Below are 16,295 nucleotides of genomic sequence, written 5' to 3' on the forward strand. Positions count from 1 at the left end.
CGCCCGTCGGGTGGTTTCAACCGCGATGACCGTGGTGGCGACCGTGGCGGCTTCCGTCGCGACGACCGCCCCTCCGGTGGCGGCTTCAACCGTGACCGTGGCGACCGCCCGTCGGGTGGTTTCAACCGCGATGACCGTGGTGGCGACCGTGGCGGCTTCCGTCGCGACGACCGCCCCTCCGGTGGCGGCTTCAACCGTGACGACCGTCCGCGTCGTGACGACCGTCCGTCCGGTGGCGGTTTCAACCGCGACCGCGACGATCGTGGCGGCTTCCGTCGTGACGACCGCCCCTCCGGTGGCGGTTTCAACCGTGACCGTGGGGACCGCCCGTCGGGTGGTTTCAACCGCGATGACCGTGGTGGCGACCGCGGTGGCTTCCGTCGTGACGACCGCCCCTCCGGTGGCGGTTTCAACCGCGACCGCGGCGACCGCCCGTCCGGTGGTGGCGGTTTCCGTCGCGATGACCGTCCGGGCGGCTTCAACCGTGACCGTGACGACCGTCCGCGTCGTGACGACCGTCCGTCCGGTGGCGGTTTCAACCGCGACCGCGACGACCGCGGTGGCTTCCGTCGTGACGACCGTCCTTCCGGTGGCGGTTTCAACCGTGACCGCGGCGACCGCCCGTCGGGTGGTTTCAACCGCGATGACCGTGGTGGCGACCGCGGCGGCTTCCGTCGTGACGACCGCCCCTCCGGTGGCGGCTTCAACCGCGACCGCGGCGACCGTCGGGACGACCGCGGCGGCTACCGCGGCAACCGCGATGACCGCCGTGACGACCGGGGCGGCTACGACGACCGTCGTGGCAACTACGAGCCCGTCAAGCGCCTGCCGATCCCGGAGGACGTCACCGGCTTCGAGCTGGACGGGGACGTGCGCCAGGAGCTCAAGAGCCTTCCCAAGACGCTCGCGGACGACGTCGCCCGCAACCTGGTGATGGTGGCCCGCCTGCTCGACACCGAGCCGGAGGAGGCCTACCAGTTCTCCCGCGTCGCGCTCCGCCTGGCCTCCCGCGTGGCCGCCGTCCGTGAGGCGGCCGGTTTCGCCTCGTACATGACGCAGCGGTACTCCGAGGCGCTGACCGAGTTCCGTGCCGCCCGTCGGATGACCGGCCGCGCGGACCTGTGGCCCGTGATGGCCGACTGCGAGCGCGGTCTGGGCCGTCCGGAGCGGGCACTGGCGATGGCCGGTGAGCCCGAGGTGAAGCAGCTGGACAAGGCTGGCCAGGTCGAGATGCGCCTGGTGTCCGCCGGCGCCCGCTCCGACATGGAGCAGTTCGACGCGGCCGTGGTGACCCTGCAGAGCCCGGAGCTGGCCTCCAGCGCCGTGCACCCGTGGACCGCGCGTCTTCGGTACGCCTACGGCGAGGCGCTGATCGCGGCCGGCCGTGGCGACGAGGCCCGTGACTGGTTCGCGAAGGCGGCCGAGGCCGACACCGACGGCACGACGAACGCGGCGGAGCGCCTGGCCGAGATCGACGGCGTGGAGTTCGTGGACGCGCTCGACCCGGAGATGGCCGAGGAGGAGTCCGAGCAGGCCGACGCCCCGGCGAAGAAGCGCGGCGGCGAGGCCTCCGACGACCGCGTCATCTTCGAGGACGAGGAGGACGTCGAGGAGTACTACGACGAGGACGACCTCGAGATCGACGAGGAGTTCGACGGCGTGGTGCCCGCGCGCGCCGCCGAGGCCAAGGACGAGGCCAAGGACGAGGCGAAGGCTGACGCCGAGGCCAAGGGCGACGCCCGCAGCTGAGCGGCTCCGACCGACGAGTGAGGCCCTGCCCGCTTCCCCTGGAATCCCAGGGGAAGCGGGCAGGGCCTCTTCGCGTTCCGGCGGGGAACCTAGCCCAGTTCGAGGTTGCGCAGCACCAGTCCGGTGGCCGGCTTCGGCCCGAAGGAGGTGGACTTGCGCGGCATGGTGACGCCCTGTTCGGCGAGCCTGCGGACCACGCTCTCCCGGACCGGGTGCAGCAGGACGGCGGTGCCGCCGGTGCGTGCGGCCTCCTGCTCGGCGGCTGCGGCGGTGTGCAGGTAGCCGATGTCGTCCGGGCCGTCGGGGACGTGCCAGGTGCGGTCGAGCAGGGTGGCGTGCAGGACGGTGGCGTCCAGGTGGCGCCACTCCTCGGGCCGGTCGTGCGGCACGGTGGCGTCGAGCAGTGCCTCCTCGGGCTCGCCGAGCAGCCAGTACACGCCGTCCCCGCCGGTCAGTATGAAGCCGTTGCCGCCGTGCCGTTTCTGTTCGGCGAGCGCCTGGAGGGCGGCGGTCAGCGGGCCGGGGACCTCCTTGACCTTCCACTGGTCGCCGAGCCTCTCCAGTGCCTCGGCCACGGGCAGCCGGTACAGCACCCGGTGGATGGCCCGGACCCGCAGCGGGTAGCGGGCGGTGTCCACCAGGAGCACCAGGCCGCGGTCCCAGGGGCTGCGCGGCAGGTGGCGGTGCTCGCGCTGGAGGCGGAGGTACATCTCCCAGCGGTGGTGGCCGTCGGCGATCAGGGCCCGGCAGGTGGCGAGGTCGCGGCTGATCTCGGCGATCTCGGCGGGGTCGGCGACGGCCCAGAGGCGGTGGTGGGTGCCGTCGCTGGTGGCCGTGGAGAGCAGCGGCTCGCCCTGGACGGTCCGTTCGATGACGCCGGAGGCGCCGCCGCCGCCGCGGTAGGTGAGCAGCAGCGGTTCGAGGTTGGCCCGGGTGGTGCGCATCAGGCCGACCCGGTCGGCGACCGGCCGCGGCATCACGTCTTCGTGGGGGAGGACCACGCCGGCCTCGCGACCGCTCACCGCGAGGGCGCCGATCAGCCCGCGTTGGAGCAGTTCGGGGGAGTCCCCGGTGGCGGGCACGCGCTGCTCGTAGACGTAGAGCGCGGGCGCCGCGTCGGCGGCGAGGATCCCCTCGCGCTGCCAGGCGGCCAGGAGCCGGGCGGCGTGCCGGTACTTGGTGTCGCGGTCGGGCCGGTCGCCGGCGTCCTCGGGCTCGGGCCTGGGCAGGATCAGCCGGACCACGTTGTGCGGGTCGGCGGTCTCCAGGTCGAGCCGGCGGCCGGGGTCGACGACGTCGTACGGCGGTGACATGACCGCGGCCAGGGCGCCGACCCGATCGGGGACGTAGCGCAGGCCTCGGAAGGGTGACAGGGACAGGCCTGCGGTGGCGACGTGCCCGGGATCGCCGGGGCCGCCCTCGGGAGTCTCGACTCCGTCTTCTGCACTGGGTGTGCTCATTCTGGGCATCGTAACCGGGTACGCGTTGTTGAGAGATCGGAATACCCGTGCTGACCTGTGGGACGGGTGTGCGACCGAGGGCGAGGTACCGCATGGACGACGGGCAGGAACGGCTGGACGGCAGCGGCCCGGCCGAGCAGGGTGGGCCGGCCGGCGCCGGCGGCGGGGGCGCTCCGGCGCACGGCGGGGTGCCGGCGCAGGGGCGTTCCGGCGAGCCGACCGGGGACGTGTACGACTGGTTCCGGCGCGGCGGCAGGCTGCTGGCCCAGGGCAACCCGGCGGCCGCCGAGCAGCTGCTGGTCCGGGCGGCGGCGGCCGAGCCGCAGTCGCGCAGCATCCGGGAGACGCTGGCGCGGGCCCAGTTCGACACCGGTTCGTACGCGGCGGCGCTGGAGAACTTCCGGGCCGTCGCGCTGGCCGATCCGTCGGACGACTACGCTCAGTTCGGGTGGGGCGTCGCGGCGGCCCGGCTGGGCGACTTCGAGACGTCCGCCGAGCACCTGGCGCTGGCCGTGGCCATGCGGCCGGGCACCGAGCACTACCAGGCGGCGCTGCGGCAGACCAGGGCGACCCTGGCGGCCCGCGCCGGGGCGTTCGGCCCGTTGCTGCCCGGGGCACCCGGGTACCTGGCGCCCCCGCCGGGTCCGGACGGGGCGCCGACGGGCGACGCCGGTGCGGACGACGAGGTCTGACCGGCTCGGGGCCCACCCGCTCAAGGGCCCACCGGCTCAAGGGCCACCCGCTCGGGGGCACCCGAGGAAGCGAACGACGCAGTGAATGAGGTAGCGCAGCCATGACCGAGACGGCCACCACCGTGCGACGGACCGCCCCCGGCGGCAGCGAGCAGCCGCTGACCGAGGCGTACGACACGGCGCTGCTGGACCTGGACGGCGTGGTCTACGCGGGCCCGCACGCGATCGAGCACGCCGTGGACGCGCTGGCCGCCGCCCGGACGGCCGGGATGCGGCTCGCGTACGTGACCAACAACGCCTCCCGCCCGCCGCGGGTGGTGGCCGAGCACCTGACCGGGCTGGGCGTGCCGGCCGAGCCGGCCGACGTGATCAACTCGGCGCAGGCGGCCGCCCGGGTGGTCGCCGAGAAGGTGCCGGCCGGGGCGAAGGTGCTGGTCGTGGGGGGCCCGGGGCTGGAGGAGGCGCTGGCCGAGCGCGGGCTGGTCGCCGTCCGCTCGCTGGCCGAGGAGCCGCTCGCGGTGGTCCAGGGCTACGACCCGTCGGTCGGCTGGGCGCAGCTGGCGGAGGCCGCGTACGCGGTGCAGCAGGGGTTGCCGTGGGTGGCCTCCAACACCGACCTGACCATCCCGACCGCGCGCGGCATCGCGCCCGGCAACGGGACGCTGGTGGCGGCGGTGCGGGCCGCCGCCGGGGTGGACCCGGTGGTGGCGGGCAAGCCGCAGCCGCCGATGCACCGGGAGACCGTGCTGCGGACCGGCGCGCGGCGGCCACTGGTGGTCGGCGACCGGCTGGACACCGACATCGAGGGCGCGTTCAACGGCGGGGTGGACAGCCTGCTGGTCTTCACCGGGGTGACCACCCCGGCGCAGCTGCTGGCGGCCCCGGCCGAGCACCGGCCGACCTACCTGTCGGCGGACCTGCGCGGGCTGCTGGAGCCGCACCCGGCGGTCACGACCGGGGCGGACGGCTTCGGTTGCGGCGGCTGGGTCGCGTCGGCCGCCGGTGGCGTGCTGCGGCTGGACGGCGGCGGGGACCGCTGGGACGGTCTGCGGGCGCTGTGCGCGGCGGCGTGGACGGCGCTGGACGCGGACGGCGCACCGGCCGACGGGCGCAAGGCCCTGGCCGAGCTGGGGTTCTGAGCCGCCGCGCGGCGCTCAACACGAGGGCGGTCGGGTCCGGAGCACTCGGGTCCGGAGCGCTCGGGTCCAAGAGGGAAGGACCACGGCGGCCGGGTTCAGAGCAGGGTGCGCAGCCGCAGCAGATCGCGGAAGCTCGCCTCCAGCCGGATCCGGCCGCCCGCCCAGGCGGACGCGAAGTTGAGCCCGCCGAAGACCACGGCGACCAGGTCGTCGCTGCTCATGGTGAGCCGGATCGCCGCCTTCTCGGCCGGGGCGCCGGGGGCCGAGGCGAGGTCGTGGATCCGGCCGTCGCGCAGTTGGCCGGTGAAGGTCAGGTCGAGGTCGGTGATCCGGCAGCTGAGCGAGCGGTCGAGAGCGGCCGCCTTGCGGACGTCACCGGTGGACTTCGCCATGTTCCGGCTGAGCTGTTCCAGTGCCTCGCGGCACTCCTCGGCGTTGGCCATGGCGGTGGTTCCCCTCCCTGGGTTCCCTGGTGGTTGCGGCAGGTGACGGCGATGGTCCCTGCCGGGCCACGGTACCGCAGGCGGGTTTTGGCGGTAGCGTCGTCCGTGGGATGCCCGGATCGGCCCGGGCACCGACGGCGACGGAGCGATGCGCGCAGGCGCTAAGGAGGCACCCGGATGCTGCCGAGGACGGTGCGGGGAGTGGTGGAGGTCGCCGCCGGGCTGGCGGAGGAGGTCGGCAAGCGGGTCGTCGGGACGGCGGCCGTGATCCTGGAGCGGACCGGGGTCGACGTCACCGAGGTCGAGCGCCGGCTCGGCGGGCAGTTCCCGCCGTCGGCGAAGACGCTGCAGACGCTGGCGGAGGAGGCGGTCACCGCCGGGCGGGCCGGGGTGGACCTGGCCGTCGGGGTGGCGCGCGGCGAGGTGGAGAAGGCCTTCGAGAAGGTCGGCGACCAGGTGATGAAGGTCGGCGTGGTGCTCGCCTATCTGGAGAGCAAGCTGCGCGAGGTCGAGGAGGAGGCCGAGCCCGCGGTGCGCTCGGCCGGGTTCGACGAGGCGGCGGAGCCGGCGCCGGCGCCCCGGGCGGACGACCTGTTCGGGCGCGGCTGGGAGCGGGCGGACGAGCAGCCGGCGGCCCCGGCGGCGGGGGAGCCGATAGTGGCCGAACGGGTGGAGGTGGACGAGCCGGTCGAGGTCGACCCGCCCGTCCCGCCGGTACGGCCGTCGCTACCGGGGAAGGCCGCCGCGAAGCGGACCCCGGCGAAGAAGCCCACGGCAGCGGAGCCGGCCCCGGCGGAGCAGACCTCGGCGGAGAAGGCCCCGGCGGCGGGCCGGGCCGGGGCGAAGAAGTCCCCGGCGAAGAAGGCGGCGGCCAAGAAGCCGGTGGCCAAGAACACGGCCGCCAAGAAGACGACCGTGCGCAAGACGGCCGTCAAGAAGACCGCCACCGCGCAGCAGGCCGCCGCCGAGCCGCCCGCGCAGCCCAAGGCGCCCGCGAAGCGTACGGCGACGAAGAAGACCACCGTCCGCAAGGCCACCAGCACGAAGAAGCCCGATGACCGGACCAGCTGAAGCCGTCGAACCGCTCGGAGTGGGACCGACCCCGACCGGCCACCCCGTCGTGGACGCCGGGCTGGCCCGGCTGGAGGCCCTGGACGGGGTCCCGGCCGAGGCGCACGTCGAGGTGTACGAAGATGTTCACCAGCGGCTGGCCGACACGCTGGCCGCGCTCGACCAGGAATGACCCTGGAACGACCCGCAGGACCCGTAGGAGCTGAACACCAGTGGCAGTGGCACGACGCCGACTCGACGCGGAGCTGGTCCGCCGCAAGCTGGCCCGGTCGCGTGAGCACGCGTCCGAGCTGATCGCGGCCGGCCGGGTGACCGTCGGAGGCACCACCGCGACCAAGCCGGCCACCCAGGTGGAGACCTCGGCCGCGGTCGTGGTGGCCGAGGACGACAACGACCCCGACTACGTCTCGCGCGGCGGGCACAAGCTGGCCGGGGCGTTCGCCGCCTTCGTCCCGCAGGGCCTGGTGGTCGAGGGCCGCCGGGCGCTGGACGCGGGCGCCTCCACCGGCGGCTTCACCGACGTCCTGCTGCGGGCCGGCGCGGCCGGCGTGCTGGCGGTGGACGTCGGCTACGGGCAGCTCGCGTGGTCGCTGCAGAGCGACGAGCGGGTGACGGTGATGGACCGCACCAACGTCCGGGAGCTGACCCTGGAGCTGATCGGCGGCACCCCGGTCGACCTGGTGGTCGGCGACCTGTCGTTCATCTCGCTGGGCCTGGTGCTGCCCGCGCTGGCCGCCTGCGCGGCCGGGGACGCGGACCTGGTGCTGATGGTCAAGCCGCAGTTCGAGATCGGCAAGGAGCGCCTGGGCAGCGGCGGGGTGGTGCGCAGCCCCCAGCTGCGCGCCGAGATGGTGCGCCAGGTCGCCGGGCAGGCGTGGGAGCTCGGGCTGGGCGTGCGCGCCGTCACCGCGAGCCCGCTGCCGGGCCCGTCCGGGAACGTGGAGTACTTCCTGTGGCTGCGCCGGGACGCCCCGCAGCTGGATCCCGCCGAGGCGGACCGGGCCGTCGCGGAGGGGCCCCGATAGGGTGCTGTGGGGGCGTCCGGTCCGTCATGCTGTGTGACGCGGCCGTACCGGGGCCGAAGGCGACCCGGCAGGCGTGAGGGAGAGGGCAGCGGCATGAGCGATGACGAACGTACGGTCTTCCTGATCGCGCACACCGGCCGGGCGGCGGCGCTGCGCAGCGTCGAGGCCCTGGTGCACGGGCTGCTGAAGGCGGGCATCCGGATCAGACTGCTCGCCTCCGAGGCGCTGGACCTGGACCTGCCGGACGGGGTCGAGAAGGTGGCCGGGGGGCCGGGCGCGGCGGACGGCTGCGAGCTGATCCTGGTCGCCGGCGGGGACGGGACGCTGCTGCGCGGGGCGGAGCTGGCCCGCGAGCACGGGCTGCCGATGCTCGGGATCAACCTGGGCCGGGTCGGGTTCCTCGCCGAGGCCGAGCGGGACGATCTGGCCGTGGTGGTCGAGCGGGTGGTCGACGCCGACTACGAGGTCGAGGAGCGGATGACGATCGACGTCATCGTCCGCACCAACGGCGATGTGGTGCACCAGGACTGGGCGTTGAACGAGGCGTCGATAGAGAAGGCGTCCCGGGAGCGGATGCTGGAGGTGGTGACCGAGGTGGACGGCCGCCCGGTCTCCAACTTCGGCTGCGACGGCGTGGTGTGCGCGACGCCGACCGGTTCCACCGCGTACGCGTTCTCCGGCGGCGGGCCGGTGGTGTGGCCGGAGGTGGAGGCGCTGCTGATGGTGCCGATCTCCGCGCACGCGCTGTTCGCCCGCCCGCTGGTGACCTCGCCGGACTCGGTGCTGGCCGTCGAGGTGCAGCCCAAGACCCCGCACGGCGTGCTCTGGTGCGACGGGCGGCGCACGGTCGAACTGCCCGCCGGCGCACGGGTGGAGGTCCGCCGGGGGCAGACCCCGGTGCGCCTGGCCAGACTGCACCGGGCGCCGTTCACCGACCGGCTGGTGGCCAAGTTCGCGTTGCCGGTGACGGGTTGGCGCGGGCGGGCGAACACCCACTGCTGACCGCCCGTCGGTTCGCCGGTCAGATCGCCAGCGGCGGGGTGTCGCCGGGCGGCCCGTACCGGCCGCCCGCCGTCGCCCGGGTGGCGGTCTCGGCGAGCCGCTGCACGGCGGCGGGGACGGCCGGGGCCGGCACGGTGAGCGGGATCCGGATGTGGTGCTCGAACGCTCCGTCCGAGCCGAACCGGTTGCCCGAGGCGATCCGCACCCCGGCGCGTTCCCCGGCCCGGGCCAGCGCCGCGCCGGACAGCCCGCCGGTGGACACCCAGAGCGAGAGGCCGCCGGGCGGCGGAGTGAACGACCAGCCCGGCAGGTGCTCGGGCAGTGCGGCGGCGAAGGCGTGCGCCGTCGCCCGTAGCCGGTCCAGCTGGTGCGCCCGGACGGCGGGCAGCGGCTCGCCCAGCAGTTCGGCGGCGATCAGCTGTTCCAGGACCGGCGTGCCGACGTCGCTGTAGACCCGGTCGGCGGCTAGCCGGCGCACCAGCGCGGGCGCGGCCCGGACCCAGCCGATCCGCAGGCCGCCCCAGAGCAGCTTGCTGGCCGAGCCGACGGTGACCACCTGGGTGGACCGGTCCAGCGCCGCCATCGGGCGCGGCAGCGGGACGGACTCCGGTACGCCCCAGCCGAGTTCGGCGGTGGTCTCGTCGACCAGGACGATGCTGCCGGCGGCCCGGGCGGCGGCCAGCAGCTCGCGGCGCTGCTCCTCGCCGATCAGCGCACCGGTCGGATTGTGGAAGTCGGGGATCACGTAGGCGACCTTGGGCGCGGCCCCGCGCAGCACCCCGCGCCACTCGGCGAGGTCCCACTCGGGCTGGGGGCGGTAGCCGTACGGCACCGGCACCAGGCGGGCGCCGGTGATCCGGAGCGCCTGAAGGGTGTGGGCGTAGCTGGGCGCCTCGACGGCGACCCGGTCGCCGCGACCGATCAGCGCCCGCTGGACCAGGTGCAGCCCGCCCATCGCGCCGGTGGTGACGAGGATCTGGTCGGGGGTGGTGGGCAGGCCGCGCTGGGTGTAGCGGCGGGCGAGGGCCTCGCGCAGCACCGGGACGCCGGTGGGGTAGTGGCCGTGCCCGGCGGCGTAGCAGGGCAGTTGCTCGACGGCCCGGACGGTGGCCTCGCCGAGGAACGGCTGCGGGGCCGGCAGGGCGGCGACCCCGAGGTCCAGGGTGCGGCCCTGCTCGTCCGGGGGGACGGGGTGCAGCGCGTCGCTGGGCGGCGGGGCGCCCTCGGGCAGGGCGGTCCAGCTGCCGGCGCCGCGGCGGCTGAGCAGGTAGCCGTCGGCGCGCAGGGTCTCGTAGGCGGTGGCGACGGTGGTGCGGCTCAGCTCCAGGGCGCCGGCGAGTTCGCGTTCGGCGGGCAGCCGGGCGCCGACCGGCAGGCGGCCCTCGGTGACCAGCAGCCGGATCTGCCCGGCGAGGGTCCGGTAGGCGGGGCGGCGGGCGGTGGCCGGTTCGGGCAGCCGGGCGGCGGCGAGCAGTCGGGCGAGCGCGGGCGGGGTGACGGTGGTGTGCCAGTCGGCCAAGGCTGATCAGTCCACTTGCTCGAAATTGGCCCTGGAGTGGGCTCTATTGGCCTGACCATCATGGCAGTGCGGCCGTCGAGTCCGCCACCGCCGGGGCCGCCCGGGGTGCAGCACCACCCGCAGGAGCGCCCGATGGCCACCACGACCACGCCCACGACCACGTCCGAACCCGTCCCGGAGGCCGCCCGGCCCCCGCTCGCCGCCCGGGTGCTCGGCGACACCCACGCCCTGGGCCGCCGGATCCCGCAGCTCGCCGTCGGCCTCTACCTGTACGGCGCGAGCATGGCGCTGATGCTGCGCTCCGGCCTCGGCCTCGACCCGTGGGACGTCTTCCACCAGGGCCTGCAACGCGTCGCCGGCCTCTCGGTGGGCACCTGGGTGACCATCTGCGGCGCCCTGGTCCTGCTGCTGTGGATCCCGATCCGCCAGCGCCCGGGCGTCGGCACCGTCGCCAACGTGCTGGTGCTGGGCGCCTCGATGGACCTCACGCTGCGGATGGTCGACGGCCCGCACGGGCTGCCCGCCCGGATAGCGCTGATGGCCGCCGCGATCCTGCTCAACGGCCTGGCCACCGGCCTCTACATCGGTGCCCGCCTGGGCCCCGGCCCGCGCGACGGCCTGATGACCGGCCTGCACCGGCGCACCGGGCGTTCGCTGCGGCTGATCCGCACCGGCATCGAGGTGACGGTGCTGGTCGCCGGCGTCCTGCTGGGCGGCACCGCCGGGGTCGGCACGGTCGCGTACGCACTGGCGATCGGCCCGCTGGTGCAGATCTTCCTGCCGTGGTGCACGGTGCCGGGACCCGGGCAAACGCCCCGGAAGGGGTGAACTTCCGGGCACGGAGTTGCCGCGCGGCGTTGCCGCTCGTCGCGCGCCGGGGGTGGAACCTCGTAAGGTCGTCTCCGTGTTGGACGAGATGCGGATACGGGATCTTGGGGTCATCGACGACGCGGTGGTCGAACTCGCCCCCGGCTTCACCGCCGTGACCGGTGAGACCGGCGCCGGAAAGACCATGGTCGTGACCAGCCTCGGACTGCTGCTCGGCGGCCGCGCCGACCCGGGCCTGGTGCGCAACGGGACCGGACGCGCCGTCGTCGAGGGCCGGCTGGAGCTGCCCGCCGGCTCCCCGGCGGCGGTCCGCGCGGCCGAGGCCGGGGCCGAACTGGACGAGGGCGCCCTGCTGATCAGCCGGACCGTCTCCGCCGAGGGCCGTTCCCGGGCGTACGTCGGCGGGCGGGCGGTCCCGGTCGGGCTGCTCACCGAACTCGGCGAGGAACTGATCGCCGTGCACGGCCAGACCGACCAGCAGCGGCTGCTGCGCCCGGCCCGCCAGCGCGGCGCGCTGGACCGGTACGCGGGCGAGGCGGTGGCCGAGCCGCTGGCCCGCTACCGGGAGACCTACCGGAGCCTGCGCGAGGTCTCGGCCACCCTGGAGGAGCTGACCACCCGGGCCCGTGAACGCGCGCAGGAGGCCGATCTGCTGCGCTTCGGCCTGGACGAGATCGCCGACGCCGAGCCGGTGGCCGGCGAGGACACGGAGCTGGCCGCCGAGGCCGAGCGGCTGGGCCACGCCGACGCGCTGTCCTCCGCCGCGACCCTCGCCCACGCCGCCCTGGCCGGGGACCCGGCCGACCCGGAGGCACTGGACGCGGGCACCCTGCTCGCGCAGTCCCGCCGCGCGCTGGACGCCGTGCGCCACCACGACGAGCGCCTCGCCGGCCTCGCCGACCGCCTCAACGAGGTCGGCTACCTGCTCGCCGACGTGGCCGGCGACCTGGCCGGCTACGCGGACGACCTGGACGCCGACCCCGTCCGGCTCGCCGCCGTCGAGGACCGCCGGGCCGTCCTGGCCCAGCTGCTGCGCAAGTACGGCGGCCCGGAGAACTCCCTCGCCGAGGTGCTCGCCTGGGCCGAGGCCGGCTCCGCCCGGCTCGCCGAACTCGACGGCGACGACGACCGGATCGACCGGCTCGGCGCCCAGGAGACCGCGCTGCGGGCCGAGTTGGCCGAGCTGGCGGCCGAGGTGTCGGGCGCCCGGCAGGCCGCGGCCGGGCGTTTCGCCGAGGCCGTCTCCGCCGAACTCGCCGAACTGGCGATGCCGCACGCCCGGGTGACCTTCTCGATCGCCCAGGTCGACGACCTGTCGGGGATCGAGGTCGACGGCCGCACCGTCGCCTACGGCCCGCACGGCGTGGACGAGGTCGAGGTGCTGCTCGCCCCGCACCCCGGCGCCCAGCCCCGCCCGATCGCCAAGGGCGCCTCGGGAGGTGAGCTGTCCCGCGTGATGCTCGCCGTCGAGGTGGTCTTCGCGGGCGCCGACCCCGTCCCCACCTACCTGTTCGACGAGGTGGACGCGGGCGTCGGCGGCAAGGCCGCGGTCGAGATCGGCCGCCGGCTGGCCAAACTGGCCGAATCCGCCCAGGTCGTGGTGGTCACCCACCTGCCGCAGGTCGCCGCCTTCGCGGACCGGCACCTGGTGGTGGAGAAGACCAACGACGGCACCGTGACCCGCAGCGGCGTCAAGGTGCTGAACGACGAGGAGCGGGTGCGCGAACTCTCCAGGATGCTGGCCGGACTGGAGGACTCCGAGCTCGGCCGGGCCCACGCCGAGGAACTGCTGGCCGCCGCCAGGGCCCCGCGCCACCGCTAGGCCCTGTCCGGCCGATCTTGCCGGACGGGGCCTGGGGCACTTCGCGTCGAGCGCCCGGCCGGACCTGCTGCGACACGCCCTGGCCGGGGTGCCCGACCCGCCGACAGGGTCGGGTGGCCCTTGCGGACGGAAGGCGACGCGCCCCTGGTGGCGCCGACTGTCCAAGAGGGCCGCCGACCTGGCATGGTGGCGGCTGGACATTGGCTTTCCAGTCCCGAGCGCCGCCGACGGGCAACCCTCGCGAAGCGGCGCGCGAACCTGATCGAGTCGGATGCGAGAGAACGTGGACCATTCCGCCGCCCGGGCCGCCGCTGCCACCCCAGAACCGGGGCAACTGCACGTGGTACTCGTCCTGGCCGCCAGCACCGGCGGCATCGGTGCCCACGTGCGCTCCCTGGCGCAGGGCCTCGTCGCGCACGGCGTGATCGTCACGGTGTGCGCCCCGGCCGGCACGGACGCGCTGTTCGGCTTCTCCCGCACCGGCGCCAGGTTCCACACCGTCGACATCACCCCCACCGCCGGCGCCCGCAGTGACGCCACCGCGATCGGTGAGCTGCGCCGGGCCTTCACCGGCGCCGACGTGGTGCACGCGCACGGGCTGCGCGCCGGACTGCTCGCCGACCTCGCCCTGCGCACGGCAGGCCGCTTCCCGGGCCTGCGCCCGGAGACCCCGCTGGTGGTCACCTCCCACCACGCGCTGCTGGCCACCGGCCTGGAACGCCGCCTGCAGCGGCTGATGGAGCGCCGGGTCGCGCGCGCCGCCGACCTCGTCCTCGGCGCCTCCTCCGACCTGGTCGCCCGGGCCCGCGAGCTGGGCGCCACCGACGCCCGGCTCGGCCCGGTGGCCGCCCCGCCGATGCCCGAGGGCCGGCTCGACCGGGCCGCGGCGCGCGCCGCGCTGCTCGGCGACGGCCCGGACCGGCCGCTGGTGCTGGCGGTCGGCCGGCTCGTCCCGCAGAAGGCCTTCGGGCTGCTGCTGGACGCCACCCGCGAGCTGTCCGTGCTGGACCCGGAGCCGCTGCTGCTGGTCGCCGGGGACGGCCCGGAGGCGGCCGGGCTGCGCGAGCGGGTCGCCGCCGAGAAGCTGCCGGTGCGGCTGCTCGGCTTCCGCACCGACGTGCCCGACCTGCTGGCGGCCGCCGACGTGGTGGTGGTCGCCAGCCGCTGGGAGGCCCGCTCGCTGGTGGTGCAGGAGTCGATGCGGGCCGGCGTGCCGGTGGTCGCCACCGCCGTCGGCGGGATCCCCGAGCTGGTCGGCGACGCGGCCGTGCTGGTGCCGGCCGGCGACCCGGTCGCGATCGGCCGGGCGGTGCGCGGGCTGCTGGCCGACCCGGCGGGCCGCGAGCGGCTGGTGGCGGCCGGCCGGCAGCAGGCCGAGACCTGGCCGGACGAGGCCGCCACCGTCGCCCAGGTGCTCAGCACCTACGACGAGCTGGTCCAGCGGCCCTAGGCCGCCGGACCGCCGGGCCGCTAGACCGTCGCCTGCTCGACCCGCTCGGCCGCCAGGCCGTCCGGCTGGGCGGACAGGTAGGCGCCGCCGCAGGCGGTCAGCCGCAGTGCGGTGTCGATCAGCGGGACGTGGCTGAAGGCCTGCGGGAAGTTGCCGACCTGGCGCTTGAGCCGCGGGTCCCACTCCTCGGCGAGCAGGCCGAGGTCGTTGCGCAGCGCGAGCAGCCGGTCGAACAGCTCGCGCGCCTCCTGCACCCGGCCGATCATGGCGAGGTCGTCGGCCAGCCAGAACGAGCAGGCCAGGAAGGCGCCCTCGTGGCCGGAGAGGCCGTCGACGTTCTCGACGTGGTCGCCGCTCGAATCGTCGTGGGTCGGGTAGCGCAGCACGAAGCCGTCCTCGGTGGACAGCTCGCGCTGGATCGCCTCGATGGTGCCGATGACGCGCTTGTCGTCCGGCGGCAGGAAGCCGACCTGGGGGATGAGCAGCAGCGAGGCGTCCAGCTCCTTGCCGCCGTAGTACTGGGTGAAGGTGTTGCGTTCCGGGTCGTAGCCCTTCTCGCAGACGTCCCGGTGGATGGTCTCGCGCAGCTCGCGCCAGCGCTCCAGGTGGCCGTCGGAGGGGGCGTCCTCGGGGGTCTGCTCCAGCAGCTTGATCGTCCGGTCGACGGCGACCCAGGCCATCACCTTGGAGTGGACGAAGTGCCGGCGCGGGCCGCGGACCTCCCAGATGCCCTCGTCCGGCTCCTGCCAGTGGTCCTCCAGGTACTCGATCAGGCGCAGCTGGAGGTGGTGGGCGTGGTCGTTGCGGACCAGGCCGGTCATGTGGGCCAGGTGCAGGGCCTCGACGACCTCGCCGTAGACGTCCAGCTGGAGCTGGCCGGCCGCGCCGTTGCCGACCCGGACGGGCTGCGAGCCCTCGTAGCCGGGCAGCCAGTCCAGCGAGGACTCGGTGAGCTCGCGCTCGCCGGCGATGCCGTACATGATCTGGAGGTTCTCCGGGTCGCCGGCGACGGCGCGCAGCAGCCACTCGCGCCAGGCCTTGGCCTCGTCGCGGTAGCCGGTGCGCAGCAGCGAGGAGAGGGTGATCGCGGCGTCGCGCAGCCAGGTGTAGCGGTAGTCCCAGTTGCGCTCACCGCCGATGTCCTCGGGCAGCGAGGTGGTGGGGGCGGCGACGATGCCGCCGGTGGGGGCGTAGGTGAGGCCCTTGAGGGTGATCAGGGAGCGGATCACGGCCTCGCGGTAGGGGCCCTGGTAGGTGCACTGGGCGGCCCACTCGTGCCAGAAGTCGGTTGTGGCGTCGAGCATCTCCTCGGCGTCCGGGGCCTTCGGCGCGTCCAGGTGGGAGGCCTGCCACGTCAGCGCGAAGGCGATCCGCTCGCCTGCGGTGACGGTGAAGTCGGCGTAGGTGGTCAGGTCGCGGCCGTAGGTCTCGGACTCGCCGTCCAGCCACACCGAGTCGGGCCCGGCCACGGCGACGGTGCGGTGGCCGCCGCCGGCCTGCTCGACCCGGTGCACCCAGGGCACGATGCGCCCGTACGAGAAGCGCATCCGCACCGCCGAGCGCATCCGGACGGTGCCGGACACGCCCTCGACGATCCGGATCACCTGGGGGACGGCGTCGCGGCCGGCCAGCGGGCGCGGCGGCATGAAGTCGATCACCCGGACGGTGCCGCCCTGGGTGTCCCACTCCTGTTCCAGGACCAGCGAGTCGCCCCGGTAGCGGCGGCGGTCGGCGGGCACCGCGGGGGCGGCCGCGGTGGGCGGCGGGACCCTCAGATCGGCGGTGTCGGTGAAGCGGGGGAGGCCGAGGGCGGGGGCGGCCGGGGTGGGGGGTGCCGCGGGGGTGGGGACTTCGGTCGCGACGGCTTCGGCCGGACCGATCCGCCAGAAGCCGTGTTCATCGGTGCCGAGCAGGCCGGCGAACACGGCCGGAGAGTCGAAGCGGGGCAGGCAGAGCCAGTCCACCGCCCCGTCCCTGCTGACCAGGGCAGCGGTCTGCATGTCCCCGATGAGTGCGTAGTCCTCGATACGGCCGGCCACGTGGATCTCCAGTTCGCAATGTGGTCACGACGCATCGGCGATCTGGGGGAGCGAGC

The 16,295-nt window shown here is 75.1% G+C and carries 13 protein-coding genes and 3 pseudogenes; 11 read left to right on the forward strand and 5 right to left on the reverse strand.

The features are described 5' to 3' along the window. Both AB0O19_RS30270 and AB0O19_RS30275 read left to right on the forward strand, forming a co-directional pair. Positions 1–750 (forward strand): annotated as a pseudogene (locus AB0O19_RS30270) (tetratricopeptide repeat protein); the annotation flags it as partial. A 120-nt stretch (positions 751–870) separates the two neighbouring features. Further along, positions 871–1,749, forward strand: a complete 879-nt coding sequence (locus AB0O19_RS30275; RefSeq protein WP_363624204.1) for a hypothetical protein — start codon at positions 871–873, stop codon at positions 1,747–1,749. Between the two features lie 89 nt (positions 1,750–1,838). Here the strand turns inward: AB0O19_RS30275 and AB0O19_RS30280 are convergent, their stop codons facing one another. Next, positions 1,839–3,209, reverse strand: coding sequence for a DUF1015 domain-containing protein (locus tag AB0O19_RS30280; protein ID WP_363624098.1), 1,371 nt, complete (start codon positions 3,207–3,209; stop codon positions 1,839–1,841). 92 nt (positions 3,210–3,301) lie between these two features. On the opposite strand from AB0O19_RS30280, the gene AB0O19_RS30285 reads away from it, so the two are divergent. Both AB0O19_RS30285 and AB0O19_RS30290 read left to right on the forward strand, forming a co-directional pair. After that, on the forward strand, positions 3,302–3,901 hold the full coding sequence (locus tag AB0O19_RS30285) for a tetratricopeptide repeat protein (protein ID WP_363624100.1): 600 nt from the start codon (positions 3,302–3,304) through the stop codon (positions 3,899–3,901). Between the two features lie 101 nt (positions 3,902–4,002). Further along, complete coding sequence (locus AB0O19_RS30290) at positions 4,003–5,040, forward strand: HAD-IIA family hydrolase (protein ID WP_363589373.1); 1,038 nt, start codon at positions 4,003–4,005, stop codon at positions 5,038–5,040. A 95-nt stretch (positions 5,041–5,135) separates the two neighbouring features. Here the strand turns inward: AB0O19_RS30290 and AB0O19_RS30295 are convergent, their stop codons facing one another. Then, the gene (locus AB0O19_RS30295) at positions 5,136–5,483 is read right to left on the reverse strand and encodes an SCP2 sterol-binding domain-containing protein (protein ID WP_363624102.1); all 348 of its coding nucleotides are present in this window, start codon (positions 5,481–5,483) and stop codon (positions 5,136–5,138) included. A 177-nt stretch (positions 5,484–5,660) separates the two neighbouring features. Here AB0O19_RS30295 and AB0O19_RS30300 point away from each other — a divergent pair, with 177 nt between their 5' ends. From AB0O19_RS30300 to AB0O19_RS30315, 4 genes are all read left to right on the forward strand, one after another. Beyond that, positions 5,661–6,554 (forward strand): hypothetical protein, encoded by an 894-nt coding sequence (locus AB0O19_RS30300; RefSeq protein ID WP_363624104.1) that lies wholly within the window; start codon positions 5,661–5,663, stop codon positions 6,552–6,554. Beyond that, on the forward strand, positions 6,538–6,726 hold the full coding sequence (locus AB0O19_RS30305; protein ID WP_363624106.1) for a hypothetical protein: 189 nt from the start codon (positions 6,538–6,540) through the stop codon (positions 6,724–6,726). Before AB0O19_RS30300 ends, AB0O19_RS30305 begins: the two co-directional genes overlap by 17 nt. A gap of 46 nt (positions 6,727–6,772) precedes the next feature. Continuing rightward, positions 6,773–7,579, forward strand: coding sequence for a TlyA family RNA methyltransferase (locus tag AB0O19_RS30310; protein ID WP_363624206.1), 807 nt, complete (start codon positions 6,773–6,775; stop codon positions 7,577–7,579). A gap of 93 nt (positions 7,580–7,672) precedes the next feature. Beyond that, on the forward strand, positions 7,673–8,581 hold the full coding sequence (locus AB0O19_RS30315; RefSeq protein WP_363624108.1) for an NAD kinase: 909 nt from the start codon (positions 7,673–7,675) through the stop codon (positions 8,579–8,581). Positions 8,582–8,600: 19 nt separating this feature from the next. Here AB0O19_RS30315 and AB0O19_RS30320 read toward each other — a convergent pair whose 3' ends face one another. After that, entirely contained in the window at positions 8,601–10,100 is a 1,500-nt protein-coding gene (locus AB0O19_RS30320; protein ID WP_363624110.1) for a PLP-dependent aminotransferase family protein, read from the reverse strand. A gap of 282 nt (positions 10,101–10,382) precedes the next feature. Between AB0O19_RS30320 and AB0O19_RS30325 the strand changes: the two genes are divergently transcribed. From AB0O19_RS30325 to AB0O19_RS30335, 3 genes are all read left to right on the forward strand, one after another. Next, positions 10,383–10,928, forward strand: a complete 546-nt coding sequence (locus AB0O19_RS30325; protein WP_363589381.1) for a hypothetical protein — start codon at positions 10,383–10,385, stop codon at positions 10,926–10,928. Between the two features lie 88 nt (positions 10,929–11,016). Beyond that, a complete protein-coding gene (gene recN / locus AB0O19_RS30330; RefSeq protein WP_363624208.1) occupies positions 11,017–12,750 on the forward strand; it encodes a DNA repair protein RecN in 1,734 nt (577 codons plus the stop codon). 271 nt (positions 12,751–13,021) lie between these two features. Further along, the gene (locus AB0O19_RS30335; RefSeq protein WP_363589361.1) at positions 13,022–14,200 is read left to right on the forward strand and encodes a glycosyltransferase family 4 protein; all 1,179 of its coding nucleotides are present in this window, start codon (positions 13,022–13,024) and stop codon (positions 14,198–14,200) included. A 20-nt stretch (positions 14,201–14,220) separates the two neighbouring features. On the opposite strand, the pseudogene AB0O19_RS30340 reads toward AB0O19_RS30335, so the two are convergent. After that, positions 14,221–15,936 (reverse strand): annotated as a pseudogene (locus tag AB0O19_RS30340) (glycoside hydrolase family 15 protein); the annotation flags it as partial. 135 nt (positions 15,937–16,071) lie between these two features. Beyond that, positions 16,072–16,239 (reverse strand): annotated as a pseudogene (locus AB0O19_RS30345) (trehalase-like domain-containing protein); the annotation flags it as partial. Positions 16,240–16,295: the final 56 nt, after the last annotated feature.

It is taken from the genome of Kitasatospora sp. NPDC091276 (genome assembly GCF_040684355.1).
GTDB lineage: Bacteria > Actinomycetota > Actinomycetes > Streptomycetales > Streptomycetaceae > Kitasatospora.